The 25523-nt window shown below is 51.8% G+C and carries 36 protein-coding genes; 32 read left to right on the top strand and 4 right to left on the bottom strand.

The genetic code is table 11. The annotated features are described in order from the left end of the window. Positions 1-242: 242 nt before the first annotated feature. From D568_RS0113380 to D568_RS0113365, 3 genes are all read right to left on the bottom strand, one after another. On the bottom strand, positions 243-2945 hold the full coding sequence (locus D568_RS0113380; protein WP_020210120.1) for a TonB-dependent receptor: 2703 nt from the start codon (positions 2943-2945) through the stop codon (positions 243-245). Positions 2946-3242: 297 nt separating this feature from the next. Then, a complete protein-coding gene (locus D568_RS0113370; RefSeq protein WP_020210118.1) occupies positions 3243-4652 on the bottom strand; it encodes a glycoside hydrolase family 28 protein in 1410 nt (469 codons plus the stop codon). 98 nt (positions 4653-4750) lie between these two features. Beyond that, positions 4751-5521: a FadR/GntR family transcriptional regulator gene (locus tag D568_RS0113365; protein ID WP_020210117.1), complete on the bottom strand. Its 771-nt coding sequence runs from the start codon at positions 5519-5521 to the stop codon at positions 4751-4753. 201 nt (positions 5522-5722) lie between these two features. On the opposite strand from D568_RS0113365, the gene D568_RS0113360 reads away from it, so the two are divergent. The 32 genes from D568_RS0113360 to rplQ all read left to right on the top strand — a co-directional run bounded on the left by D568_RS0113360 (position 5723) and on the right by rplQ (position 24447). Then, complete coding sequence (locus D568_RS0113360; RefSeq protein ID WP_020210116.1) at positions 5723-7249, top strand: UxaA family hydrolase; 1527 nt, start codon at positions 5723-5725, stop codon at positions 7247-7249. 132 nt (positions 7250-7381) lie between these two features. Beyond that, a complete protein-coding gene (locus tag D568_RS0113355; protein ID WP_020210115.1) occupies positions 7382-8539 on the top strand; it encodes a Re/Si-specific NAD(P)(+) transhydrogenase subunit alpha in 1158 nt (385 codons plus the stop codon). Between the two features lie 9 nt (positions 8540-8548). Then, a complete protein-coding gene (locus tag D568_RS0113350; RefSeq protein ID WP_020210114.1) occupies positions 8549-8833 on the top strand; it encodes an NAD(P) transhydrogenase subunit alpha part 2 in 285 nt (94 codons plus the stop codon). Positions 8834-8845: 12 nt separating this feature from the next. Then, positions 8846-10246 carry an NAD(P)(+) transhydrogenase (Re/Si-specific) subunit beta gene (locus tag D568_RS0113345; protein ID WP_020210113.1) on the top strand — a complete coding sequence of 467 codons (1401 nt, stop codon included), beginning with the start codon at positions 8846-8848 and terminating at the stop codon, positions 10244-10246. 326 nt (positions 10247-10572) lie between these two features. Further along, complete coding sequence (gene rpsJ, locus D568_RS0113335; RefSeq protein WP_020210111.1) at positions 10573-10884, top strand: 30S ribosomal protein S10; 312 nt, start codon at positions 10573-10575, stop codon at positions 10882-10884. Positions 10885-10992: 108 nt separating this feature from the next. Continuing rightward, complete coding sequence (gene rplC, locus D568_RS0113330; protein WP_020210110.1) at positions 10993-11637, top strand: 50S ribosomal protein L3; 645 nt, start codon at positions 10993-10995, stop codon at positions 11635-11637. 20 nt (positions 11638-11657) lie between these two features. After that, the gene (rplD, locus tag D568_RS0113325) at positions 11658-12272 is read left to right on the top strand and encodes a 50S ribosomal protein L4 (RefSeq protein ID WP_020210109.1); all 615 of its coding nucleotides are present in this window, start codon (positions 11658-11660) and stop codon (positions 12270-12272) included. After that, positions 12269-12565, top strand: a complete 297-nt coding sequence (gene rplW / locus D568_RS0113320) for a 50S ribosomal protein L23 (RefSeq protein WP_020210108.1) — start codon at positions 12269-12271, stop codon at positions 12563-12565. The genes rplD and rplW overlap by 4 nt, the downstream gene beginning before the upstream one ends. A 13-nt stretch (positions 12566-12578) precedes the next feature. Next, positions 12579-13406 carry a 50S ribosomal protein L2 gene (rplB, locus tag D568_RS0113315; RefSeq protein ID WP_020210107.1) on the top strand — a complete coding sequence of 276 codons (828 nt, stop codon included), beginning with the start codon at positions 12579-12581 and terminating at the stop codon, positions 13404-13406. A 33-nt stretch (positions 13407-13439) separates the two neighbouring features. Next, complete coding sequence (gene rpsS / locus D568_RS0113310; RefSeq protein WP_020210106.1) at positions 13440-13718, top strand: 30S ribosomal protein S19; 279 nt, start codon at positions 13440-13442, stop codon at positions 13716-13718. 25 nt (positions 13719-13743) lie between these two features. Continuing rightward, on the top strand, positions 13744-14076 hold the full coding sequence (gene rplV, locus D568_RS0113305; protein WP_020210105.1) for a 50S ribosomal protein L22: 333 nt from the start codon (positions 13744-13746) through the stop codon (positions 14074-14076). 13 nt (positions 14077-14089) lie between these two features. Next, on the top strand, positions 14090-14770 hold the full coding sequence (gene rpsC / locus D568_RS0113300) for a 30S ribosomal protein S3 (RefSeq protein WP_020210104.1): 681 nt from the start codon (positions 14090-14092) through the stop codon (positions 14768-14770). A 12-nt stretch (positions 14771-14782) separates the two neighbouring features. Next, positions 14783-15196, top strand: a complete 414-nt coding sequence (gene rplP / locus D568_RS0113295) for a 50S ribosomal protein L16 (protein WP_020210103.1) — start codon at positions 14783-14785, stop codon at positions 15194-15196. Further along, positions 15196-15387, top strand: a complete 192-nt coding sequence (rpmC, locus tag D568_RS0113290; protein WP_020210102.1) for a 50S ribosomal protein L29 — start codon at positions 15196-15198, stop codon at positions 15385-15387. The genes rplP and rpmC overlap by 1 nt, the downstream gene beginning before the upstream one ends. Before the next feature lie 2 nt (positions 15388-15389). Then, entirely contained in the window at positions 15390-15656 is a 267-nt protein-coding gene (gene rpsQ / locus D568_RS0113285) for a 30S ribosomal protein S17 (protein WP_020210101.1), read from the top strand. Between the two features lie 38 nt (positions 15657-15694). Beyond that, positions 15695-16063 (top strand): 50S ribosomal protein L14, encoded by a 369-nt coding sequence (gene rplN / locus D568_RS0113280; RefSeq protein WP_020210100.1) that lies wholly within the window; start codon positions 15695-15697, stop codon positions 16061-16063. A gap of 36 nt (positions 16064-16099) precedes the next feature. Beyond that, a complete protein-coding gene (rplX, locus tag D568_RS0113275; RefSeq protein ID WP_020210099.1) occupies positions 16100-16414 on the top strand; it encodes a 50S ribosomal protein L24 in 315 nt (104 codons plus the stop codon). A 5-nt stretch (positions 16415-16419) separates the two neighbouring features. After that, complete coding sequence (rplE, locus tag D568_RS0113270) at positions 16420-16959, top strand: 50S ribosomal protein L5 (protein WP_020210098.1); 540 nt, start codon at positions 16420-16422, stop codon at positions 16957-16959. A 10-nt stretch (positions 16960-16969) separates the two neighbouring features. Continuing rightward, on the top strand, positions 16970-17275 hold the full coding sequence (rpsN, locus tag D568_RS0113265; protein WP_020210097.1) for a 30S ribosomal protein S14: 306 nt from the start codon (positions 16970-16972) through the stop codon (positions 17273-17275). Between the two features lie 30 nt (positions 17276-17305). Further along, positions 17306-17698: a 30S ribosomal protein S8 gene (gene rpsH / locus D568_RS0113260; RefSeq protein ID WP_020210096.1), complete on the top strand. Its 393-nt coding sequence runs from the start codon at positions 17306-17308 to the stop codon at positions 17696-17698. A gap of 11 nt (positions 17699-17709) precedes the next feature. Further along, positions 17710-18249, top strand: a complete 540-nt coding sequence (gene rplF / locus D568_RS0113255) for a 50S ribosomal protein L6 (RefSeq protein WP_020210095.1) — start codon at positions 17710-17712, stop codon at positions 18247-18249. A gap of 10 nt (positions 18250-18259) precedes the next feature. Continuing rightward, on the top strand, positions 18260-18610 hold the full coding sequence (gene rplR / locus D568_RS0113250) for a 50S ribosomal protein L18 (protein ID WP_020210094.1): 351 nt from the start codon (positions 18260-18262) through the stop codon (positions 18608-18610). 10 nt (positions 18611-18620) lie between these two features. After that, positions 18621-19130 (top strand): 30S ribosomal protein S5, encoded by a 510-nt coding sequence (gene rpsE / locus D568_RS0113245; RefSeq protein WP_026287037.1) that lies wholly within the window; start codon positions 18621-18623, stop codon positions 19128-19130. A gap of 36 nt (positions 19131-19166) precedes the next feature. Further along, positions 19167-19352: a 50S ribosomal protein L30 gene (rpmD, locus tag D568_RS0113240; protein ID WP_020210092.1), complete on the top strand. Its 186-nt coding sequence runs from the start codon at positions 19167-19169 to the stop codon at positions 19350-19352. Between the two features lies 1 nt (position 19353). Further along, positions 19354-19788 carry a 50S ribosomal protein L15 gene (gene rplO / locus D568_RS0113235; protein WP_020210091.1) on the top strand — a complete coding sequence of 145 codons (435 nt, stop codon included), beginning with the start codon at positions 19354-19356 and terminating at the stop codon, positions 19786-19788. Between the two features lie 9 nt (positions 19789-19797). Further along, the gene (secY, locus tag D568_RS0113230; protein WP_020210090.1) at positions 19798-21135 is read left to right on the top strand and encodes a preprotein translocase subunit SecY; all 1338 of its coding nucleotides are present in this window, start codon (positions 19798-19800) and stop codon (positions 21133-21135) included. Positions 21136-21156: 21 nt separating this feature from the next. Further along, on the top strand, positions 21157-21273 hold the full coding sequence (rpmJ, locus tag D568_RS21700; RefSeq protein ID WP_020210089.1) for a 50S ribosomal protein L36: 117 nt from the start codon (positions 21157-21159) through the stop codon (positions 21271-21273). A gap of 251 nt (positions 21274-21524) precedes the next feature. Further along, positions 21525-21881 carry a 30S ribosomal protein S13 gene (gene rpsM, locus D568_RS0113215; RefSeq protein ID WP_020210088.1) on the top strand — a complete coding sequence of 119 codons (357 nt, stop codon included), beginning with the start codon at positions 21525-21527 and terminating at the stop codon, positions 21879-21881. Between the two features lie 55 nt (positions 21882-21936). Further along, a complete protein-coding gene (rpsK, locus tag D568_RS0113210; protein ID WP_020210087.1) occupies positions 21937-22332 on the top strand; it encodes a 30S ribosomal protein S11 in 396 nt (131 codons plus the stop codon). A gap of 12 nt (positions 22333-22344) precedes the next feature. After that, positions 22345-22965: a 30S ribosomal protein S4 gene (gene rpsD, locus D568_RS0113205; protein ID WP_020210086.1), complete on the top strand. Its 621-nt coding sequence runs from the start codon at positions 22345-22347 to the stop codon at positions 22963-22965. A 26-nt stretch (positions 22966-22991) separates the two neighbouring features. Then, entirely contained in the window at positions 22992-23981 is a 990-nt protein-coding gene (locus D568_RS0113200; RefSeq protein ID WP_020210085.1) for a DNA-directed RNA polymerase subunit alpha, read from the top strand. A gap of 70 nt (positions 23982-24051) precedes the next feature. Beyond that, entirely contained in the window at positions 24052-24447 is a 396-nt protein-coding gene (gene rplQ / locus D568_RS0113195; RefSeq protein ID WP_020210084.1) for a 50S ribosomal protein L17, read from the top strand. Positions 24448-24522: 75 nt separating this feature from the next. Here the strand turns inward: rplQ and D568_RS0113190 are convergent, their stop codons facing one another. Then, entirely contained in the window at positions 24523-25497 is a 975-nt protein-coding gene (locus tag D568_RS0113190; RefSeq protein WP_020210083.1) for a glutathione S-transferase family protein, read from the bottom strand. Positions 25498-25523: the final 26 nt, after the last annotated feature.

The raw sequence follows: 25523 nt of genomic DNA, 5'->3' as shown, positions 1-25523 counted from the left end.
TTTATTGATGCAGTTAAAAATGTAGGGTCGCTTTACCTTCTGAGCGCAGGCAAGAGTGTCCGCGGGTAAGAAACAGTTTCTCGATAGTAATGCCAGAGCTTTATAAACGCTTCAGTTTTATTGGCGCGCTTGGTTTTTCAGTTGCAAGAAAACTTTGCTTAAGGAGCACGCTCCGCAAGCAAAGGCTTCCTGATAACAAATGGGCACCGCGTTGCGGTGCCCATTGTAGTTCTAAGAGATTTTTAGAACTTGTACTGAGCACCTAAATAGTATTGGGTGCCCGTGTGGTGGTAAACGCTAACACGATCAGAGCTATCCACCACCTGATGGTTAAACTCGTCGGTCAGGTTAATACCTTCAAGCGTCAGCTTCAGACTTTCGGTCACATTGTAGTTCAGTGACAGATCGACGTTGGCTGTGCTGGCGGTGTACTCTAAATCGTTACCGTTGCGGCCCGGATAACGGGTCAGGTAATCATCACGGAAGGTGTACGAGATACGAGCACCGAAGGTGTCGTTTTCAAAGTACAGGGTACCATTGTATGACTTGGGCGACATGCCGGTCAGCTGATTGTAGTCTGGTTCTTCACCGTCCGCGGCGTAGTTCACTTCCGAATCTACCTTGGTGTAGTTAAGAATTACGCCGATGTTTTCAGTGAAAGGCTGCTGGTACTGGATTTCGAAGCCATCCAAGTCGCCGCCACCGCCGTTTACGCGACGATTAACATCGAAGTTTTCGCTTGGGTTGGCCGGAGTTCCGTTAAGCAGGTCGTCTGGCAGGCCCAGATCAGACCAGGGCACACCTTCGTCGGTACGGCTGGTGATAAACGACTCAATGTCTTTCTGGAAATAGGCCACAGACAGCAGCGCATCATCCATAAAGTACCATTCCCAAGACAGGTCGATCGCATCGGCGCGGAAAGGATCGAGGAACGGGTTGCCGTAGCTAACGGTGTTATTAAAGCCGTCTACACTGCCGCCAGGTGTTACATCGCTCAGGGATGGGCGCGTCATAACTTTAGCCCATGAAGCGCGAACAAACATGTTGTCTGTCACTTCGAGTACGGTATTAATAGATGGCAGAGTGTCATCGTATGTGCGATCAACCGTTACCAAGATTGGCTCGTCACCAGCATCTTGGAAGCCAGATGATGATTGGTCAGTTTCTACATAACGTACACCGGCGTTACCGCGAAAGCCCATGCCGAGCAGTTCTGTGCTCCAGTCAAGTTGCACAAAAAGGCCCGTGTCGTCTTCGCTTACACTGCGATTATCTTGCAAGCGATCATTGGAAACGGGCAAGCTATCCAGGCCGACGGCGTCGGATGCTGCCGCTACGTCGGGGCTGATCCAGCTGAGGGTTGTGCCAGAAGGTGCACCCAGTCCATTGCCCATATCAGTGATGTAATACAAACCATCAATGGCGATCGGTCCGCCAACACTGTCAATACCGCTCAGGCTGGTGTCGTAGCGTTTTTCGCCGACATCAAACTCATAGCTCTTGTAGCTAACGCCACCTTTTAATGTCAGTGCGTCGTTAATGTCCCACTCACCATCAAACTTAAAGTTGTCAAAGCTGTTGTCGGTGAAGTTAGGACGCTGACGAATGTTGGTGTAAACAAAGTTGTCCGGGTTTTGCACATCGAAGTTGCCAAAGGATACTTCGGGTAGTTCGTTGTTACTGGTGAAGTCCCAGGTATATTGCGCTGGCGTAGCGCCTTCAATACCTGCAGAGGCTTTGTCATCGAAGATAACGGTAGTTTGAATTGGATTGTCGAATGTTGACTCAGATGTGCCGACAAGAGCATGAATACGGAAGTTGTCGGTAAAGTCGTGAGTCAGTTCGGCAGTAAATTGTGAGAAGTCAGTTTCCAGCTCGTCGTGGCGGTTTTCAATACGGATATTGGCGTTATCCAAAGAGCCCGCCACCATAGTTCCATTGCTGTCGACTTCATAGCTGAGCAGGTTTGTCGTGTCGGCTTCCGAACGAATCAACGCTTCCAGGAATTCCTCATCGCGGCTAGCGTCAAAAGTAGACTGCAGATAATCCACAACAATTTCAGTACGACCGGTGGGTCGCCATTGTAAGGTTCCGGTGAAGCCAATACGCTCTTGCTCGTGAGTCAGCTTTCCATAGCGCGGAATACGCGGATGGAAATAGTCGCTTACTTCACTGGGGTCGCCGTTGGCACAAGTGTCGCAGGAAACCCAGTCGCCTGAGGTTTGCCAGCGCACGGTGCTGAAGCCCTCTTCCAAGGCATTGCGGTCGCTATAAGACACGGAGGCTAACCAGCCAAAAGTCTCAGAGTCATTCTTGCCGCTAATAACGGCAGACAGTCGAGGATCGGTTTCTTCAGAAAGGTCGTTGTAACCTAGTTGCGCATTGATCGCAGCGTTGAAGTTGTCGTCGGCATCCAGAGGGCGCGCAGTTTTCAACTGGATGGTTGCACCCAGAGAGCCTTCGTCTACTTCAGCCGAAGAGGTTTTCAAAACCGCCAATTCGGTGAAAAGCTCTGAGGCAAAGGTGTTGAAGTCAAATGAGCGAGACCGGTTGGCGCCACCTGATGAGTCGGTACCGCCAGTCGTGGACATAGCCTCCATACCGTTGATCTGCACTCGGGTGAACTGTGGGCCGAGGCCGCGAACACTTACTTGGCGACCTTCACCTGCATCGCGGGTAATGGCGACACCTGGAATGCGCTGCAAAGATTCTGCTAAGTTTTGATCTGGAAAGTCGGCGATGTCTTCGGCATAAATGGCGTCAACCGAGCCTGCCGCATCACGCTTGGTGTTAAGTGAGCTTGCGATACTGCCACGGAAGCCTGTTACGACGACTTCTTCGAGCAGCCCCATTCCTTCTTCACTGCTGTCCTGGGCATAGGATGATGTAGCCACGCTTGCTAAAGCAATGGCTGCAACCAGTGGTTTTACGCTAGGAGTTCTCATTATTGTATCCCCATTCCGATGGTTGGTTGTGAGCTAAAAATTATTGCGTTGACCAATTATTGTGAATTAGCAAGCTGATAATGGCATAAATTGGTAAGTCACACAATATATCCTGCATTACCAATTTTAAGATTTGTTGATTTTTCAGGCATTATTTGGTGCGAGGCTTAATCAGGAGTGGGCTTTATTTTAAATATGAACGCAATTATCGCGGGTGATTGCAGTGTGGCGGGGAGTATTTTTTGGTTAGAGGGTTCGGCCCGCAATTGGTCGGGCCGAAATTTTCTTTTTGGACTGTCAGGTTAGGAAGGGCTTTCCGTTAATGCTGACTTGGTGGGTTACCAGGCCTTCAACGTTTTCGATAACGCCAGGTTCATCGGCTTTTTTGAATTCGCAGTTATAAAAACGCAGGTCGGAAATCGGTGCGCGATCAAAGCCGCGAACCTTGAAAACCTGGTGGGCTTGGTCGCAAATTAAATTGCGCACTTCAACGTGGCGCACGGTTGGGTCGAAGTCGCCTGCGTCGCCTTCTTCATAGTGAAAGTTGATGACAATGGCGTCTTTTACGGTGCCGATGGTGCAGTTGCGCATATAAAGGTGCTCAAGCAAGCCCCCGCGAACCGAGTTGGTTTTTATGCGAAAGCCGCGCTCCAGGTCTGGACTGCTCATGGTGTTGTTTTCGGCAAAGACGTAGCGTACGCCGCCGGAAATCTCGCTGCCTATGACGACGCCACCGTGTCCTGCGCGCATTTGGCAGTTGCGGATCACCACGTTTTCGGTGGGGGTGTTAACGCGTCGGCCGTCGTTGTTGCGGCCTGACTTAATGGCAATGCAGTCGTCACCGGTGTCGAAGTAGCAATTTTCAATCACCACGTTTTTGCAGCTTTCGGGGTCGCAGCCGTCTGAGTTGGGGCCCAGGCTTTCGAGGGTGACGCCCTGTACGGTGACGTTTTCGCACAGCACTGGGTTGAGCAGCCAAAAGGGGGCGTTAATGATCTTAATCCCTTCGATCAGTACATTCTGGCAACGGTAAGGCTGCACGAACGGCGGGCGAAAGTAGTAGCCTTCGCTGTAGTGGCGGTCCTCGGGCGGCACGCCCGCTTCGGCTTCAGCGAACAATTTGTCGCGGCCTTCCTTCTGGCTGGGGTAGCCTTCAACGCCCCATTCTTCATTGCCTTTCCAGGGCCACCAGGTGGTGGGGTTGGCGCGCCCGTCCAGCACGCCGCGGCCAGTTACCGCGATATTTTCTTGTCCGTAGGCGTAGATAAGAGGCGAGTATCCCATAAATTCCACCCCTTCCCAGCGGGTGAATACTTCCGGTAAGAACCGCTTTGGGTCTGTATAGAAAGCGATAACCGCGTCTTTTTCCAGGTGCAGGTTGACGTGGGATTTTAGATGGATTGGGCCGGTTAAAAAGGTGCCCGCCGGCACTAATACCCGGCCGCCTCCGGCGGCGTTACAGGCCTCGATAGCTTGGGCGAAGGCCTGGGTGCAATCTGTTTTGTCGTCGCCTTTGGCGCCGTAATCGATAATAGAGAAGTTGCGATCCGCAAAGGTCGGGATGGTGGTTTTTCCTACAATCTGATCGGCTAGGTGCCAGGGGGCGGTTTGAGTGGTGGTTGATGTTTTACCGCCACCGGCAGCGCACCCAGCAAGCGGTAGCGCCGCTAAACCCTTAAGGGCATTGCGTCGTGAGATGTGGGGCATAAAGGGCCTCTTATGATGTTTGTTATTGGTGATGAGGCTAGATTAACGTAAAAAACCGAGTTTTGGTATTACCAAAGCCCGGTTTTTGTCAGGCAGGGTTAGGGGTTGATCAGGTTAAAGCGCTGCCGGTTGTGCATAATGGCGCGACGGGCTTCTTCCACGGCTTCGGCTTCGGTGGCATCCAGTAGCTGTTGAATTACGCGGGTTAAGTGTTCGCGCATGGCGGCGCGGGCGGCTTTGGCATCGCGCGCTTCCAGTGCCTCGAGAATGGCGTGGTGTTCTTCGATGCGAGGCTTTGAGCCGGCCTGGCGAACCTTTTCCAGGATGCGTGCCGATACCGGCGAGCTGTTGCGCAAAGCCCACAAATGGCTGCAAACAGAAACGATGGCGTCATTTTTGGTGGCGCGGGCGATGAGCATGTGAAAGTGTTCATCGGCCTTTTCGCAGATGGGCTCACCTTCGTTTTCGGTAACCATGTCATCCAAAGCCTGACGAACTTCGGCCATTTCTTCGTCAGTGATTTTTTGTGCTGCCAGGCTGGCGGCCTCACCTTCGAACAAAATGCGAGCCTCTAAGATGTCGAAAGGGCCTACGTCCAGGTTAGTGCTGGCAAGGCGATCGCTTTCGCCATCGCAGATGTACACACCAGAGCCTCCGCGCACCTCAACTACCCCGGCAAGTTCCAGCGCGATAATGGCCTCCCGAATGGTAGGGCGGCTCACTTCGAAGCGCTCGGCTAGCTTACGTTCGGCGGGTAACCGCGAGCCTGGCGGGTATTCGCCTTCGGAAATCACGGAGGCGAGTTGTTCGGCCACGCGTTGGTAAAGTCGTCCGCCAGAGAGTTTGCCTGCATCTAAAGATACGTTCATTGGTTTTAGTGCGCCGTGTTGAGGGAGTTTGACCGATCAATTTTAGCAAGAGTATTTTTTTTGCTCAAGCCAATCTCTGTCTTTTTTAGTCATACCAAAATGTTATTGCGGTCTGACCAATTAGCTGTTAGATTGTCGGTCATAAGTTGAGAAAGGTGGCGCCAGCCGTCTGTGTCGAGTTCGTAAAAGTTAGAGGTGGTCGTGAGCAAGCTGATTCATTTGCACCAACAGGACAATGTCGCCATTGCTGTTGAAGATATTGCGGCCGGGGAGCAACTAAGTATCGCTGGGCGAGACTTTGTGGTGGTGGAGCCTGTGGGTCAAATGCACAAGGTGGCGGTAAAGCCTGTTGCTCAGGGAGAGGCGGTCATAAAGTACGGGCAGTTTATTGGTTATGCGGCTGCCGATATAGCCGTGGGGCAGCATGTGCACACTCATAACTGCATTATGGGTGACTTTGCGAAGGATTATGGCTTTTGTCGTCACGCTGTTGCTACGGACTTTGTATCTGAGGCCGAGCGTGCCTCATTTATGGGGTATCGCCGTGAGAGTGGCAAGGTCGGAACGCGTAACTATATAGGTATATTGACGACAGTTAACTGCTCCGCGACGGTGGCTAAACAAATTGCGGCTAACTTCAGTTTTCTGGGGGCGTTGGACGACTTCCCTAATGTTGATGGTGTGATTGCCCTGACTCACGAATCCGGCTGCGGTATGCGTGCAGAAGGTGAGGGTTATGAAATGCTGCAGCGGACTTTTGAGGGCTATGCTGCGCATCCAAACTTTGGTGCCGTGCTTTTGGTTGGGCTTGGCTGCGAGACCATGCAGGTTGATGGTGTTCTGGAGCAGGCCGGCTTGCAGGAGTCTGATCGATTTAAGGCTTTTAATATTCAGGGTGTGGGTGGTACTCGTGCGGCGGTAGAGCAGGGTGTGGCCGAAGTTCGCAAAATGCTTCCTTTGGTGAATAACATTCAGCGAGAGCCTTGCCCGGCTTCTGAGCTGATATTGGCTGTTCAGTGTGGTGGCTCGGATGCGCTGTCCGGTGTTACAGCCAATCCCGCGCTGGGGGTGGCTGGCGATATTCTGGTCCGTCATGGCGGTACCGTTATTTACTCTGAGACACCTGAAATTTTTGGCGCAGAGCACTTGTTAACGCAGCGGTCGGCGACACCCGAAGTGGCTGAGCAGTTGCTAGAGCGTATCCGCTGGTGGGAAGAGTACACGCGTGTGCATGGTTTTGAGTTGAACAATAACCCATCGCCAGGCAATAAAGCGGGTGGGTTAACGACAATTTTAGAAAAATCCCTTGGCGCTCAGGCTAAGAGCGGGTCGACCGCGATGACGGCGGTCTATCAGTACGCTGAGCCGGTCACGAAAAAAGGGCTGGTGTTTATGGACAGTCCAGGCTTTGATCCGGTGTCGGTGACGGGGCAGGTGGCCTCGGGGGCTAATGTGGTGGCGTTTACGACAGGTCGTGGATCGGCGTTTGGTTACAAGCCGGTGCCGAGTATTAAGCTATCGAGTAATACGACTATCTACCGGCATATGCAGGAAGACATTGACATCAACTGTGGGTCGGTGGTCGATGGCGATGAAACCTTAGAGACTCTGGGCGAGAAAATCTTTGCAACGCTTTTACGCATTGCGTCGGGGGAGCAGACAAAAAGCGAAGAGCTGGGGTACGGCGAGGCCGAATTTAATCCTTGGAAGATTGGCGCGGTAGTTTAGCGTGTCAGTGATATATGTTTTTCAGTTCTAGCTGGTTGGTAAAGGTGCTCGGTTGAGCGCCTTTGTTCCCCCTTGCGTAATGCGAGGGCTCTATCTACAGTCAAAACAATAACAACAGAAAAGGGTGTGTCTATGAAGATAGCCGTACCGAAGGAGCGTCGTGACCATGAGCGTCGCGTTGCTGCTACTCCGGATACCGTCAAAAAGTATATCGCCATGGGATTTGATGTGGTGGTTGAGTCTGGGGCGGGTTTGTCCAGCCAATTACCTGATGAGTTGTACCAAGCGGCCGGTGCGCGTATCGAGGTGGATATTGCTGCGCTTTATGCTCATGCGGATGTCGTTCTCAAAGTGCAGCGCCCGCTGTTGAGCGGTGAAGGTGATCTGGATGAGTTGGCGTTAATTCCTCGTGGCGCCTTGCTTTTGGCGATGCTTTCACCTTACGCAGCGCCGGCCTCTGTATCGTCTTATGCTGGTGCAGATGTGACCGCGATGGCTCTGGAGTTTGTGCCCCGCATCACCCGGGCCCAGAGTATGGATGTGCTCAGTTCCCAGAGTAATCTTGCCGGTTATCGGGCGGTGTTGGACGCTGTTTACGAATACGGCCGCGCCATGCCTATGATGATGACCGCCGCTGGCACAGTGGCCCCCGCCAAAGTGATGGTGTTAGGGGCTGGTGTGGCTGGGTTGCAGGCGATTGCTACCGCTAAGCGTTTGGGGGCAATTGTTTCGGCTACGGATGTGCGCCCGGCGGCCAAAGAGCAGGTGGAGAGCCTGGGTGGACGCTTTGTGATGGTGGACTCCGAAGAGGTAAAAGAAGCTGAAACCGCCGGCGGTTACGCCAAAGAGATGAGCGACGAGTTCAAGCGGCAGCAGGCGGCTTTGGTCGCTGAAACCATCAAGTCTCAGGATATTGTTATTTGTACGGCGTTGATTCCCGGGCGCAAAGCCCCGGTGCTGGTTACCGACGAGATGGTGGCCAGTATGCGTCCCGGCTCGATCATTGTTGATTTGGCGGTCGAGCAGGGCGGCAATTGCACTGCATCTCGCCCTGGTGAGGTGGTAGAGGTTGGTGGTGTCAAAGTGGTGGGGCATTTTAATGTGCCCAGTCGCATTGCTGCTGATGCCAGTGCGCTCTATGCCAAAAACCTTCTTAATTATTTGACCCCACTGGTTAATAGCGAAGCGGGTGCATCCCTGCGGTTGGATTTTGAAGATCAGATTCTTGCGGCTACCACGCTTACTCGTGACGGCCAGGTGGTTCACCCGGCGTTTGCTGATCATAAATAGGAGGTGGTTATGCACGGCGATTTTATCTCTCAGTTGTCCATCTTTGTGTTGGCGGTATTTGTCGGCTACTACGTGGTCTGGAGTGTCACCCCGGCATTGCACACGCCCTTAATGGCGGTGACCAATGCTATTTCCAGTGTGATTGTGGTGGGTGCATTGATAGCGGCGGGCCCAGAGGGTATGAGTCAGGCTAAGGTTTTGGGGTGTATTGCCGTGGCGCTGGCGTCTGTGAATATCTTTGGCGGCTTTGCGGTCACCCAGCGCATGCTGGCTATGTATAAAAAGAAGAAGTAAGGGGAGTCTGCTATGGATATGCAAAGTATCACCTCGTTGGCGTACTTGGTCGCGGCGGTACTATTCGTTTTGGCGCTGCGCGGTTTATCTTCTCCTGAGTCGTCTCGTGCCGGCAATGTGATGGGTATGCTGGGTATGATGATTGCCGTCGGCACGACCATTCTCAGTCCCGAAATTACTTCTTATTTGTGGATTGTTGGCTCAGTGTTTGTCGGTGGCGCTGTTGGTTTATTGATTGCGTCGCGCATTGCCATGACGGCCATGCCGCAGTTGGTGGCGGCCTTCCATTCGCTGGTGGGGATGGCGGCTGTACTGGTGGCGGGGGCGGCTTACTTAAATCCTGCCTCTTTTGGTTTGTTGGATGCGCAAGGTGGTATTTATGTTGCCAGTCGTATTGAGATGAGCCTGGGGGCCATGATTGGCGCCATTACCTTTTCCGGTTCTGTTATCGCTTTTGCCAAGCTGCAGGGGTTGGTGTCAGGGCGTCCGGTGGTTTTTCCTGGGCAGCATTTGTTAAACGCGCTATTGGGTTTGGCGGCCTTGGGGTTGGTGGGCTATTTCTGTGTGGATCAGTCTGGCTGGGTGTTCTGGTCGCTGGTGGGGCTCGCCTTTGTGCTCGGGTTTCTCATTATTATTCCCATTGGTGGCGCCGACATGCCGGTGGTGGTGAGTATGTTGAACTCATATTCCGGCTGGGCGGCGGCGGGTATCGGCTTTACCCTGCACAACAACGCCTTGATCATTACCGGGGCCTTGGTGGGGTCATCTGGCGCTATTCTTTCTTATATTATGTGTAAGGGGATGAACCGCTCTTTCTTTAACGTCATTCTGGGTGGTTTTGGGGGTGACTCGACTGCTGCGGCAGCTTCGGGTGGGACCGATGATCGCCCGGTAAAGCAGGGTAGTGCTGAGGATGCCGCCTTTATTATGAAAAACGCCGGTTCGGTGATTATTGTGCCTGGCTATGGCATGGCTGTGGCTCAGGCGCAACACGCCTTGCGTGAGATGGCGGATGAGTTAAAAAAGGCTGGGGTGAAGGTAAGCTACGCGATTCACCCGGTGGCGGGGCGCATGCCTGGGCATATGAATGTGCTCTTGGCTGAGGCGAATGTGCCCTACGACGAGGTGTTTGAGCTTGAAGATATTAACAGTGAGTTCCAGCAGGCGGATGTGGCTTTTGTCATAGGTGCCAATGACGTCACCAACCCGGCTGCCAAAACGGACCCGGCTAGCCCGATCTACGGCATGCCGATCCTCGATGTGGAAAAGGCCAAGACTGTCCTGTTCGTGAAGCGCGGAATGGCGACAGGTTATGCTGGGGTTCAAAATGAGCTGTTTTTTAACGACAACACCATGATGCTGTTCGATGATGCGAAAAAGATGGTTGAGACGGTTTTGCGATCATTAGATTAATTGTTGTGTCTCGCCTGCCGAGGAGGTGTTGCATGCCCCCTTTTTTGTAGGTTCGTGCTTCTTTATATATAAGACTAAATAATTTACCGGTAGTACTTGTATCTGCGCCCCAAGTCGCTACAATGCGCGCCCGCTCGCGTTTTTACAGCGGTTACGACCTGATCTGGGCGCGGTTTTCCCTCTGGTTAAAATATTTACAATTTTTCCTGGTTTTTGGTTGACACCGGCCGGGTCGGTCATTAATATTGCGCCTCCATTTTGCACGGGCCCCGGTGGTCTTGCCGAAATGGATTGTTCTTTAAAGTTATTATTGGAGTTTGGTTCACATGCAGAATCAACGCATTCGGATTCGCCTGAAGGCTTTTGATCACAAGCTTATCGATTCTTCTACCCAGGAGATCGTTGAGACCGCTAAACGCACAGGCGCCCAAGTGCGCGGCCCTATTCCGTTGCCGACCCGTAAGGAGCGCTTCACTGTATTGATCTCTCCGCACGTTAATAAAGACGCGCGTGATCAGTACGAGATTCGTACACACAAGCGTTTGCTCGATATCGTTGAGCCTACTGAAAAAACTGTAGATGCCCTGATGAAGCTGGATTTGGCTGCAGGTGTTGAGGTTCAGATTAGTCTCGGCTAAAAACTTGTAAATGTCTGGCTGAGTAAAACAATTTATTCAGCCTTGTGTAACGCTCTGAAATGGGCGGCCATAGCGGGTAAGAGCCCCGTACACTAAGAGGTTAGTAAAATGACGATTGGTATTGTCGGCCGCAAAAGCGGTATGACTCGTATATTTACCGATGATGGTGTTTCCATTCCCGTGTCTGTGATTGAGGTAGAACCCAATCGCATCACTCAGGTTAAGAATGTAGAAACCGACGGTTACAATGCTGTGCAGGTTACCGTAGGGTCTCGTCGTGCCTCCCGTGTTAGCAAATCTGCTGCAGGTCACTTCGCCAAGTCTAATAACGAGGCTGGTCGTGGTTTGTGGGAGTTGCGTAACAATTCTGAAGAAAATTTCGAAGCTGGTTCCGAGTTGACTGTTGCTGCTTTTGAAGCAGGTCAAGTCGTTGACGTAACCGGCACCTCCAAGGGTAAAGGTTTTGCAGGTACAGTTAAGCGCTGGAACTTCCACATGCAAGACGCTACCCACGGTAACTCACTTTCTCACCGTGCTCCGGGTTCTATTGGCCAGTGCCAAACTCCGGGCCGCGTCTTTAAGGGCAAGAAAATGTCGGGCCATATGGGTGCTGAGCGTGTAACCGTTCAGAACTTAGAAGTGGTTCGTGTTGATGCCGAACGCAATCTGCTGTTGGTTAAAGGTGCCATTCCGGGAGCTCCCGGAAGCGACGTAATCGTACGTCCAGCGGTTAAAGCGAGCAACAACGCTTAATTGTCCTAGGGGAATCGACCATGGAATTGAATATAGTTACTCCCGGCGGCTCCAACGGTACTTTGAAAGTGTCTGAGGTTGCCTTCGGCAAAGAATTTAATCAGGACCTGGTTCACCAGGCGGTAGTTGCCTACATGGCAGGTGCGCGTCAGGGTACCAAGGCCCAGAAAACTCGCTCTGAAGTAGCTGGTGGCGGTAAGAAGCCCTGGCGTCAAAAAGGCACTGGCCGCGCGCGTGCCGGTACTATCCGTAGCCCAATCTGGCGCTCAGGTGGTACCACTTTCGCAGCCAAGCCTCGCAACTTCGAGCAAAAGCTCAACAAGAAAATGTATCGCGCAGCACTGCGTTGCATTTTGTCTGAGCTGAATCGCCAAGAGCGTTTAGTGGTTGTTGAAGAGTTTGATGTTGAAGCTCCAAAAACCAAAGCTCTGGTGCAAAAGCTGGCTCAGTATGGCTTGTCTGAAGCGCTGATCGTAACAGAAGAAGTAAGCGAAGGTTTGTACCTGGCTTCTCGCAACCTGCACAAGGTTGATGTTCGCGATGTAGCAGGTATCGATCCTGTTAGCTTGATTCGCTTCGATAAAGTGGTAGTGACTGTTGCTGCGATGAAGAAATTCGAGGAGATCCTGGGATGAATCAAGAGCGCATCTATAAAGTCTTGTTAGGCCCGGTGGTTTCCGAAAAGGCGGCTGCCGCAGGCGAAACTGGTAATCAGGTGGTATTTAAAGTTGCCGCTGATGCTACCAAGCTGGAAGTTAAAGCCGCTGTTCAGGCGCTGTTCGACACTAAAGTTGAGCAGGTTCGCATTCTGAACGTTAAAGGCAAAACCAAGCGTACACGCTACGGTCTCGGCAAGCGCAGTGACTGGAAAAAAGCTTACGTGCGCCTTGAGCAAGGTCAAGACATCGACTTTGCGGTAGCTGAGTAAGGGGATTGTTGCAATGGCTATTGTAAAACGTAAACCAACCTCGCCCGGTCGCCGCTTTGTAGTAAGCGTCGTTAATCCGGACTTGCACAAAGGTGCGCCTTACGCGCCCCTGTTGGAAAAGCAGTCTCGCTCTGGCGGTCGTAACAACGCTGGCCGTATCACTACTCGTCACATCGGTGGTGGTCACAAGCAGCACTATCGCCTGATCGATTTCCGTCGCAACAAAGACGGTATCGCAGCGACAGTAGAGCGTATTGAATATGATCCAAACCGCACGGCTTACATTGCACTCGTGTGCTATGCCGACGGTGAGCGTCGCTACGTGATTGCGCCTAAGGGCCTGAAGGCTGGTGACAAAATTGAATCTGGTGATGCTGCGGCTATCAAGCCCGGTAATGCTCTGCCTTTGCGCAACATTCCCGTAGGTAGCGTGGTTCACTGTGTTGAGCTTAAGCCTGGTAAGGGTGCGCAAATCGCACGCTCTGCTGGTACTTCGGCTCAGTTGGTAGCTCGTGACGGTGTATACGCCACTCTGCGCTTGCGCAGCGGTGAGACCCGTCGAGTGCTAGCGGAATGTCGCGCCACTTTGGGCGAAGTTTCCAACAGCGAGCACAGCCTGCGTTCTTTGGGTAAAGCAGGTGCCACGCGCTGGCGCGGTGTGCGCCCGACTGTTCGCGGTGTTGCGATGAACCCGGTTGATCACCCGCATGGTGGTGGTGAAGGTCGTACCTCTGGTGGCCGTCACCCAATTTCACCTTGGGGTACTCCAACCAAGGGTTACAAAACGCGCAAGAACAAGCGTACTGACAAGATGATAGTTCGTCGTCGCGACAAGCGTTAATTGACGACCTGACAACCTAAAGAGGAAGCAACAGTGCCACGTTCACTGAAGAAAGGTCCTTTTATCGATCTTCACCTGATTAAGAAGGTCGAAGCAGCGATCGAAAAAAATGATCGTCGCCCGATCAAAACCTGGTCTCGCCGCTCCATGATTCTTCCGGAGATGGTTGGCTTGACTCTGGCGGTACACAACGGGCGTCAACACGTGCCGGTCCTGATCAACGAAGAGATGGTTGGGCACAAATTGGGCGAGTTTGCAGCGAGCCGCACTTATCGCGGTCACGTTGCAGATAAGAAAGCTAAAAAGCGCTAAGCGCTAGTGCCTACGAGGTAATACGATGGAAGTAGCAGCAAAATTACGCGGTGCACGTCTGTCGGCGCAGAAAGCGCGTTTGGTTGCAAATCAAATTCGCGGTAAAGGCGTTGAAGACGCTCTTGATATTCTGGCTTTTAGCCCGAAGAAGGGCGCTGCGATTATGAAGAAAGTGCTCGAGTCTGCAATTGCAAACGCAGAGCATAACGAAGGTGCTGATATTGACGAGCTGAAAGTGTCTACTGTGTTTGTAGACGAAGGCATGACCATGAAACGCATCATGCCGCGCGCAAAAGGTCGTGCAGACCGTATTTTGAAGCGCACTTGTCATATCACCGTAAAAGTAGCCGATCAGTAAGAGAGTAGGCGTTATGGGTCAGAAAGTACATCCGACAGGTATTCGTCTGGGTATTGTCAAAAGCCATACCTCTACTTGGTATGCTGGCGGCGATGATTACGCAGACAAGCTGAACAACGACTTGGAAGTGCGTAAGTACATCCAGGACAAACTGGCAAATGCCTCTGTTAGCCGCGTTGATATTGAACGTCCTGCTAACACTGCGCGTATCACCATTCACACTGCCCGTCCGGGTATCGTGATTGGTAAAAAAGGTGAAGATGTTGATCGCCTGCGCGCTGAAGTAAGCCAGAAAATGGGCGTGCCTGTTCACATTAACATTGAAGAAATTCGCAAGCCTGATCTGGATGCGGCTCTGGTTGCCCAGGGTGTTGCTCAGCAGCTCGAGCGTCGTGTGATGTTCCGTCGTGCCATGAAGCGCGCGGTACAAAACGCCATGCGTCAGGGTGCTGAAGGTATCAAGATTCAGGTAGGTGGCCGTCTTGGTGGCGCTGAGATTGCGCGCTCTGAATGGTACCGCGAAGGTCGTGTGCCGCTGCATACTCTGCGTGCGGATATCGACTACAACACCGCCGAGGCGTCAACTACCTACGGGATCATTGGCGTTAAAGTTTGGATTTTCAAAGGCGAGATTATTGGTGATGTAGAAGCCACCGAAACCGCGCCTAAGAAAAAAGGCTCAAAGTCTAAGTAAGGGGTACGCAAGATGCTGCAACCGAAGCGTACGAAGTTTCGCAAGCAACAGAAAGGCCGCAACCGCGGTTTGGCCCATCGCGGCTCCAAAGTTAGCTTTGGCGACTTTGGATTAAAAGCGACTGGTCGCGGTCGTATTACAGCACGTCAGATCGAAGCGGCCCGTCGTGCTATGACTCGTCACATTAAACGTGGCGGTAAAATTTGGATCCGAGTATTCCCGGACAAACCAATTACCGAAAAGCCTCTGGAAGTTCGTCAGGGTAAAGGTAAGGGTAACGTAGAATACTGGGTGGCACAGATTTGCCCTGGCAAAGTCCTGTATGAAATGGACGGTGTTAGTGAAGAGCTGGCTCGTGAAGCCTTCGCTCTTGCTGCGGCAAAGTTGCCTATTACTACAACATTCGTTAAACGTTCGGTGATGTGATGAAAGCTTCAGAACTCCGGGAAAAGTCCGTTGAAGAGCTGAACAACGAGTTGCTTGCCCAGCTGAAAGAGCAGTTCAAGCTGCGTATGCAAGCGTCCACTGGCCAGCTGAGCCAGACTCACTTGTTGTCGCAAACTCGTAAAGATATTGCTCGCATCAAAACGGCGCTTAGACAAAAGGCAGGTAATTAACGATGGCTCAGACAGAAAAACTGGCTCGTACACTGACTGGTAAAGTCGTCAGCGACAAGATGGATAAAACCATCACAGTATTGATCGAGCGTCGCGTTAAGCACCCGATTTACGGCAAGTACGTGAGTAAGTCATCCAAGCTGAAAGCGCATGACGAAAACAACGAGTCCAAGATGGGCGATACCGTGACTATTGCTGAGTCGCGTCCCCTGTCTAAAAGCAAGTCATGGGCTTTGGTGAAAATTGAAGAGCGCGCAACTGAAATCTAAGGATTTCTTGCGGCATAGATTAGTTTCGGAGACGGACGATGATTCAAACAGAATCCTACTTAGATGTAGCGGACAACAGCGGCGCACGCCGTGTCCAGTGCATCAAGGTGCTTGGCGGCTCCCACCGTCGTTACGCAGCCGTGGGTGACATCATCAAAGTTACCGTAAAGGAAGCCATTCCACGCGGTAAGGTGAAAAAAGGCCAGGTAATGAAGGCGGTAGTGGTACGCACCAAGCGCGGTGTGCGTCGTCAGGACGGTTCGTTGATCAAGTTCGACGACAACGCTGCTGTACTGCTGAACAACCAGGATGCTCCGGTTGGTACACGTATTTTCGGACCCGTAACGCGTGAGTTACGTGGCGAGAAATTCATGAAAATCATTTCTCTGGCGCCGGAAGTGCTTTAAGCACTTCGACAGAGTTAGAGAGACGAGGGCAGACAAATGCGTAAGATTAAACGTGATGACGAAGTGATTGTTATCGCCGGTCGCGACAAAGGCAAACGTGGCAAAGTAGTTCGCGTTTTGGCCAATGACAAGGTGATCGTATCTGGTATCAATCTCGTCAAAAAGCACCAGAAGCCAAACCCTCAACTGGGTGTTGCTGGTGGTATTGTAGAGAAAGAAGCCGCTATTCATGTTTCCAATGTTGCGATTTTCAACGCCGCAACTGGAAAAGCTGATCGTGTTGGCTTCAAGGTTGAAGGCGATAAGAAAGTTCGCGTCTTCAAATCCAATGGCGAAGCCGTAGGGGCGTAAGTAACATGGCTAGGCTTAAAGAAGTATACAGCAAAGAGATCGCTCCCAAACTGAAAGAAGAGTTGGGTTTGGCGAACGTTATGGAAGTGCCGCGTATCACTAAAATCACCATCAACATGGGTGTTGGTGAAGCAGTGGGCGATAAAAAAGTGCTTGAAAACGCTGTGGGCGATCTGGAAAAGATTGCCGGTCAGAAAGTAGTCGTAACCAAGGCGCGTAAGTCTATCGCAGGTTTTAAAATCCGTGATGGCTGGCCGATCGGCTGTAAAGTGACCCTGCGTCAAGACCGCATGTACGAGTTTTTGGATCGTTTAATCTCGATCTCTATTCCTCGTATCCGCGACTTTCGCGGTATCAGTCCCAAGCAATTTGACGGTCGTGGCAACTTCTCTATGGGTGTGACTGAACAGATCATTTTCCCCGAGATTGACTACGATAAAGTAGACAAGCTGCGTGGTTTGGATATCTGTATCACCACAACGGCACGTACTGACGAAGAAGGACGCGCTTTGTTGAAAGCGTTTAACTTCCCGTTCAAAGGCTAAGGGTAGAGACATGGCTAAAAAATCTATGATCGCACGCGAAGCAAAACGTGCACGTCTGGTTGAGAAGTACGCTGCCAAGCGTGCCGAATTGAAAGCGATTATTTCCAGCCCTGCTTCATCTGAAGAGCAAGTATGGGAAGCGCAAACCAAGTTGCAGAAATTGCCTCGTGACGCCAGCCCTTCTCGTGGTCGCAACCGCTGCCGCGTGACCGGCCGTCCGCACGGTGTTTATCGTAAGTTTGGTCTTTGCCGTCACAAGTTGCGTGAAGCAGCTATGCGCGGTGACGTCCCGGGTCTGGTTAAGGCGAGCTGGTAAGCTCAGGCCCATATATAGGAGCACATTCAGATGAGTATGCAAGATCCGTTAGCAGATATGCTGACCCGCATTCGCAATGCGCTGCAAGTTGGTAAGACTGAAGTTAGCATGCCTTCTTCCAAGCTTAAGGCAAACGTTGCCAAGGTTTTGGTTGAAGAAGGTTACGTAAAAGACTTCTCTGTAAGCGAAGGCCCAAAGGCTGAGCTGACCATCGAGCTGAAATATTTTGAAGGCAAGCCGGTAATCGCGGAACTCGACCGTGTAAGTCGTCCCGGTTTGCGTAACTACGCTGGTAAAACCGAGCTGCCGAGTGTTCGCAACGGCCTGGGTGTTGCCATCGTTTCGACCAGTAAAGGTGTAATGACTGATCGTGCTGCACGCGCCCAGGGCGTAGGTGGCGAAGTCCTCTGCACAGTATTCTAACGGGAAGAATCATGTCACGAGTTGCAAACAGTCCGGTTGAAGTACCCGCTGCTGTTAATGTCACCCTTAACGGGCAAGAACTTAGCTTGAAGGGCAGCAAAGGTACGTTGGCAGTGACCGTTCACGATGCAGTAGAAGTAACGCAGGAAGATAACGTTCTGCGCTTTGCTGCCCGCGACGGTGGTGCCAAGCAGGAATCTATCGCTTTGGCGGGTACTATGCGTGCCCTGGTTGGTAACATGATGGTCGGCGTAACTGAAGGCTTTGAGAAAAAGCTGCAGTTGGTTGGCGTTGGTTACCGTGCCAAAGCTACAGGTAACACTGTAAACCTGTCTTTGGGTTTCTCTAACCCTGTGGATTACACCGTTCCAGAAGGTGTCACAGTGGAAACTCCGAGCCAGACCGATGTCGTACTCAAGAGCGCTGATAAGCAGTTGCTCGGTCAGGTGGCCGCGGAGATCCGCGCGCTTCGTCCGCCAGAGCCTTATAAAGGTAAAGGTGTGCGCTTCGCTGACGAACAAGTACGTCGTAAAGAAGCTAAGAAGAAGTAGGGGCTAGGTTATGAGCGATAAGAAGCAATCTCGTCTTCGCCGTGCGCGCCGTGCCCGTGCCAAGATCCGTCAGTTGGGTGTAAACCGCCTAACCGTTCACCGCACGCCACGTCACATTTACGCACAAATTATTGCCCAGGATGGAGCCAGCGTTTTAGCAAGCGCCTCCACTCTGGACAAATCACTGCGCAGCGGTGCCACTGGCAATGCTGATGCTGCCAAAGCTGTGGGTGAGTTGATTGCCGAGCGCGCGAAAGCCGCTGGCATTACCCAAGTTGCCTTTGACCGCAGTGGGTTCAAATATCACGGTCGCGTAAAGGCATTGGCTGATGCCGCGCGTGAAGCTGGACTGGAATTCTAAGGGTAAAGACATGGCTTTTACTAAGAAAGATGACAGCAACAACGAAGGCTTCCAGGAAAAGCTGGTACAAGTTAACCGTGTTGCTAAAACAGTTAAAGGTGGTCGTATCTTTGCCTTCACCGCACTTACCGTTGTTGGCGACGGTAACGGCAAGGTAGGTTTCGGCCGCGGTAAGGCGCGCGAAGTGCCTGTTGCTATTCAAAAAGCAATGGAAGCAGCGCGTCGCAATATGATTTCTGTAGACCTGAACGGTGATACACTGCAGTACGCCACCAAGGGTCGTCACGGCGCCTCTAAGGTTTACATGCAGCCAGCATCTCCTGGTACTGGTGTAATTGCCGGTGGTGCTATGCGCGCTGTACTGGAAATCGCCGGTGTACAGAACGTTCTGGCTAAGTGCTACGGTTCTACCAACCCGGTAAACGTGGTTCGCGCTACTTACAAAGCGCTGCGTGACATGGCTGCTCCTGAAGCAGTAGCCGCCAAGCGTGGTAAGAGCGTAGAAGATATTCTGAACTAATCGACATTGTCGATTCTAGGAAAGCGGTAAACGAGCATGGCTAAGAAAATGATTAAGGTGACTCAGGTCAAGAGTACCGCAGGCCGTCTGAAGAACCATCGGGCTTGTGTTACAGGTTTGGGGCTGCGTCGCATCGGCCACACGGTTGAGGTAGAAGACACTCCTTCAACTCGTGGCATGATTAACAAAGTGAACTATCTGGTTAAGGTAGAGGGAGAGTAACATGCGTCTTAATACGCTGAATCCCGCTCCCGGCAGCACTACTAGCAAAAAGCGTGTTGGCCGTGGTATCGGTAGTGGCTTAGGTAAAACTGGTGGTCGCGGCCACAAAGGTTTGAAGTCTCGCTCAGGCGGTACTGTTAAGCCAGGTTTCGAAGGCGGTCAAATGCCTTTGCAAAAGCGCCTGCCTAAGTACGGTTTCTCTTCACGAGTTGGCCGTGTGACTGCTGAAGTTCGCTTGAACGAGCTGAACAAAGTAGAAGGCGAAGTGGTAGATCTGGAAACCTTGAAGCAAGCCGATATCATCGGTGCGAACATCAAGCGTGCCAAGATCTTTGCTTCCGGCGAAGTGACCAAAGCCGTTACAGTGAAAGGTTTATCTGTAACTAAAGGCGCCAAAGCTGCCATCGAAGCGGCGGGCGGAAAAGTCGAAGAGTAAGAGGTGCCAATGGCAACTCCCGGTAATCTGCCGTTAGCAAATCAAAAAGGATTGGGCGAGCTCTGGGCTCGCCTTCGTTTTCTGTTTTTGGCAATAGTGGTTTACCGGATCGGTACCCACATTCCGGTTCCTGGGCTTGACCCAGACCGGATTGCCGATCTGTTTAATCAGAATCAGGGAACGGTGCTGGGCCTGTTTAATATGTTCTCGGGCGGTGCTCTGGAGCGGATGAGTATTCTGGCTCTGGGTATTTTCCCTTACATTTCAGCGTCGATCATTATGCAGTTAATGACTGCGGTGACTCCTTCGCTGGAGCAGTTGAAAAAAGAAGGTGATGCTGGTCGTCGTAAGATTAACCAGTACACACGCTACGGTACCGTTGTATTGGCTACTGTCCAGGCAATGGCTATGGCGGTGAGCTTTTCGGGTTTTGCATACGGTGGAGAGCCAACCATAGCTTTCTACTTTATCGCTGTAGTGTCTCTGGTGACCGGTGCCGTCTTTATGATGTGGCTGGGTGAGCAGGTAACAGAGCGCGGTATTGGTAATGGTATATCCATGCTGATTTTCGCGGGTATCGTTGCTGGCTTCCCGAGTGCCATCGGTGCGGCTTTTGAGAGTGCCCGTCAGGGAGATCTCAATATTTTGATGCTGCTGGGTATCGCAGTACTGGCTATTTTTGTAATTTGGTGTATTGTGCGCATCGAGCGCGGCCAGCGCCGCATTACGGTGAACTACGCCAAGCGTCAGCAAGGTCGTCAGGCCTACGCGGCTCAAACTAGCCATCTGCCATTGAAAATTAATATGGCGGGCGTGATTCCGGCGATTTTTGCCAGCTCTATCTTGCTGTTCCCTGCCTCGATTGCGCAGTGGTTCGGTGAAGGTGGCGACGGTCCGGTAAGCAATTTCCTGCAGGATTTTGCACTGGCGATTGGCCCAGGCCAGCCTTTGAACGTTATTTTGTTTACCGGCTTGATTGCGTTCTTCTGCTTCTTCTATACGGCGTTGATGTTTAACCCGAAAGAGGTTGCGGACAACCTGAAAAAATCAGGTGCTTATATTCCGGGGATTCGTCCCGGCGAGCAATCAGCCAAATATATTGACAGTGTTTTGACCCGTCTGACGGTTATCGGCGCTGTTTATATGTCGGTAGTTTGCCTGATGCCTCAGTTCCTGGTAGTAGCGGCTAATGTGCCCTTCTACTTAGGCGGTACCTCATTGCTGATTGTAGTGGTGGTGGTAATGGACTTTATGTCCCAGGTACAGGCTCACTTGATGTCGCATCAGTATGAATCACTGATGAAGAAGTCAAACTTGAAGGGGTACGGCAGCGGTAACGCTCGCTAACCCAAGTTAAAGGGTAGGATCATGAAAGTTCGTGCTTCTGTTAAAAAAATTTGCCGCAACTGCAAAATGGTACGTCGCAACGGTGTTCTGCGGGTAATCTGCAACGCCGAGCCACGCCACAAGCAGCGTCAAGGCTAAGCAAGACGATGGGCAGCTTGCTGCCCGTCGGCCAGAAAAGGTGGCATTTTTGCCACCTTTTCTGCCAGCTGAACAACCATAACGGCTGGCTTGCACACTAGGGGGCGTTGACTGTCGTCTGATGAGAAATCATCAGGCTATTGCTTTTTTGTGGTTTTGTCGCTATCCTTGCGCGCCTTTTTATTAAGAGCGTCAGGGGTGGGGTATTTCCACGTCAACGCTGCAATTTTAGAGTTACTGGAGTAATTTGAATGGCCCGTATTGCTGGTGTAAACATACCAGACCATAAACACGCGGTTATATCCCTGACTTACATTTTCGGGGTTGGCCGGACCACCGCCAAGCAGATCTGTGCTGCTACCGGTATTGCTGAAGATGCGAAAATCGGCTCTCTTTCTGAAGAGCAGGTTGATCAGCTTCGCACCGAAGTGGGCAAGTTTACCGTTGAGGGTGACCTGCGTCGTGTTGTGTCTATGAACATTAAACGCTTGATGGATCTGGGATGCTACCGTGGCCTGCGCCACCGTCGTAGTTTGCCGGTAAATGGTCAGCGTACTAAGACTAACGCTCGTACCCGCAAAGGTCCGCGTAAGCCCATCAAGAAGTAATTGACGCTTACGCCCACATTCAAAGTACGGTAACAACAGTTAGGAAGAGATTGCTATGGCCAAGCCAGGTAATAAAGCCACGACCAAGAAAAAGGTTAAAAAGCAGGTAGCGGATGGTGTTGCACACATCCACGCCTCTTTTAATAATACGATCGTAACGATCACTGACCGCCAGGGTAACACCCTGAGCTGGGCCACTGCTGGTGGTTCTGGTTTCCGCGGTTCACGTAAAAGCACCCCGTTTGCGGCTCAGGTAGCTGCAGAACGTGCCGGTGAAGCCGCTAAAGATTACGGCTTAAAAAACCTCGACGTTGAGGTAAAAGGTCCAGGGCCAGGCCGCGAGTCTGCTGTTCGTGCCCTGAACAACGTTGGTTACAAAATTACCAACATCACAGACGTGACGCCTATCCCGCACAATGGATGCCGTCCGCCTAAGAAACGTCGAGTGTAAGGGGGCAAACTAATGGCACGTTATATTGGACCAACTTGTAAGCTGTCCCGTCGCGAAGGCACTGACCTGTTCCTGAAGAGCGGTGCACGCGCGCTGGACTCAAAATGCAAACTGGAAACCGCTCCAGGTATGCACGGCCAACGCCGTGGACGCCTGTCTGATTACGGCGTTCAGTTGCGTGAGAAACAAAAAGTACGTCGCACCTATGGTGTACTGGAAAAGCAATTCCGCAGCTACTACAAAGAAGCTGCTCGTCGCAAGGGCGCAACTGGTGAGAACCTGTTGAAGTTGCTTGAGTGCCGTCTGGACAATGTGGTTTATCGCATGGGCTTTGGCTCAACCCGCGCCGAATCACGTCAGCTGGTGTCTCACAAGGCGATTACCGTTAATGGTCAAACCGTTAACATTGCTTCTTTCCAGGTCGCAGAAGGTGACGTTGTAGCCGTTCGTGAGAAGGCAAAGAACCAACTGCGCATTCAGAACGCTCTGACTCTGTCAGGCCAGCGTGCTGATGTTGAATGGGTTGAAGTAAACGCTGACAAAAAGGAAGGCACTTTCAAGCGCGTTCCTGATCGCAGCGACTTGCCGGCTGAAATCAACGAAAACCTTATCGTAGAGCTTTACTCCAAGTAAGGGATTAACCGTTAACAGGTGTGGCTATGCAGACTGCAGTAAACGAATTTTTGACTCCGCGTCATATCGACGTAACCGAAAACGGCCCGACCCACGCAAAGGTCGTGCTGGAGCCGCTGGAGCGTGGTTTCGGACATACATTGGGCAATGCGCTGCGTCGTATCTTGCTGTCTTCGATGGCTGGCTGCGCCATCATCGAAGCCGAGATCGATGGTGTATTGCACGAGTATAGCGACATTGAGGGTGTTCGCGAGGACGTTATTGAAATCCTCTTGAACCTCAAAGGCGTAGCCGTGGTAATGCACGGTAAAGACCAAGCAGTGTTGACTCTGACCAAAAAGGGTCCGGGTGTTGTTACTGCTGGTGATATTCAGGTCGATCACGACATCGAGGTTAAAAACCCCGAGCACGTCATCGCCAACATCACTGGTGACACTACTTTGACTATGCGTCTGACTGTCGCCCGCGGTCGTGGCTATCAGCCTGCTGATGCCCGCCGTCAGGAAGAAGACGAAAACCGTGCGATCGGTCGTTTGCAGCTGGATGCTTCTTTCAGCCCTGTACGTCGTGTTGCCTACAGTGTAGACAGCGCTCGTGTAGAGCAGCGCACCGATTTGGATAAGCTGATTCTGGATTTGGAAACCAACGGTACCATTGATCCTGAAGAAGCCATCCGTCGCGCCGCGACCATCCTGCAGCAGCAGCTGGCCGTGTTCGTTGACCTGGAGAGCGAAGCACAATCACAACCGGAAGAAAAAGAAGAGGCGATTGATCCTGTTCTTCTGCGTCCGGTGGATGATTTGGAGCTGACCGTTCGTTCGGCCAACTGCCTGAAAGCGGAAAACATCTATTACATCGGCGATCTGATTCAGCGCACTGAAGTTGAGCTGTTGAAGACTCCGAACTTGGGTAAAAAGTCTCTGACCGAGATTAAAGACGTACTTGCCTCGCGCGGTCTGTCTCTCGGTATGCGTCTGGAAAACTGGCCTCCAGCCAGCCTGCGCAACGAAGATTAATTCATAGTCCCGCGAAAGCGCGGGTTAACGAGATTGCTGTGAAGCAATCATAAGTGAAGGATTTAGCGTCATGCGTCATCGTCATAGTGGCCGTAAACTGAATCGTAACAGTTCGCATCGTAAAGCGATGTTCCGCAACATGACCATTTCATTGGTTGAGCACGAACTGATTAAAACAACTCTGCCCAAAGCCAAAGAGCTGCGTCGTTTTGCCGAGCCTTTGATTACTTTGGCTAAAAAAGACAGTGTAGCGAACCGCCGTTTGGCTTTTGCTCGTCTGCGTAACGCCCAAGCGGTTGGTAAATTGTTTACCGATCTGGGTCCACGCTACGAAGCTCGTCCTGGTGGTTACCTGCGAATTTTGAAGTGCGGCATGCGTGCCGGCGATAATGCCACCATGGCATACGTCGAGTTAGTAGATCGCCCTGCAAATGCTGTTGCAGAGGAAGTGACTGAAGCCGAATAAATCGGTTTCTCACTGCCTACGTAAAAAAGCCGGCTCGCCGGCTTTTTTACGTTCTGTGGTTTGTTCAGGTTTGTTTCAGTCTCTTTTATGGGGCTGGTCCAGCAGTGCCAACTCAGGCCCTTTGGGCACTATGCCCGTCGGGTTGATCATCGTGTGGCTACGATAGTAGTGGCCTTTGATATGCTCAAAATTAACGGTCTCTTTTACTCCGGGCCACTGGTATAGCTCGCGGGTGAAACCCCACAGGTTGGGGTAATCGGCGATGCGTTTAATGTTGCACTTAAAGTGACCGTGATACACGGGGTCGAATCGGATCAGTGTGGTGAATAAGCGCCAGTCCGCTTCTGTGATCGTTCCTCCGGTTAAATACCGGTTGTGCTCAAGCTTTTCCTCAAGCCAGTCCAGCGTTGTAAACAATTCAGTCGCCGCTTCATCGTAGGCGTCTTGCTGAGTTGCGAATCCAGCCTTGTATACACCGTTGTTGACGGAGTGATAGACCCTGTCGTTAATTTGCTCAATTTCATTTTGGAGTTTTTCGGGGTAGTAATCGCCTGGCTTTGCTCCTAAATGATCAAAAGCGCTGTTAAGCATACGAATGATGTCGGCCGACTCGTTGCTGACAATCCGCTTTTGCCATTTATCCCACAGTACCGGGACTGTTACGCGTCCCGTGTAATCGGGTTTGTCGGCAGTGTATATTTGATGCAGAAATTCTGCATGGTGAATGGGGTCGGGCTCCACACCCGGGGCGTCTTCAAATGTCCAGCCGTGTTCGGCCATCAGTGGGTTTACCACTGAGACCTCAATAAACTTTTCTAATCCTTTCAGTTTGCGAAAAATCAGCGTGCGATGCGCCCAAGGGCAGGCCAGAGATACATACAGATGATAGCGGCCGGGCTCAGCCTTGAATCCGCCTTCTCCTGTCGGTCCGGCGATGCCATCGGCGGTTACCCAATGACGATATTGTGCGTTGCTGCGAACAAACTTCCCGCCGGTTGAGTCTGTGTCGTACCATTTGTCCTGCCAAGTACCTTCTACTAATAAGCCCATATTTACTCCTAGTGCATTGGTATGCT

It is taken from the genome of Gilvimarinus chinensis DSM 19667 (assembly GCF_000377745.1).
GTDB lineage: Bacteria > Pseudomonadota > Gammaproteobacteria > Pseudomonadales > Cellvibrionaceae > Gilvimarinus > Gilvimarinus chinensis.
This window is presented reverse-complemented; position numbering and strand designations above follow the sequence as displayed.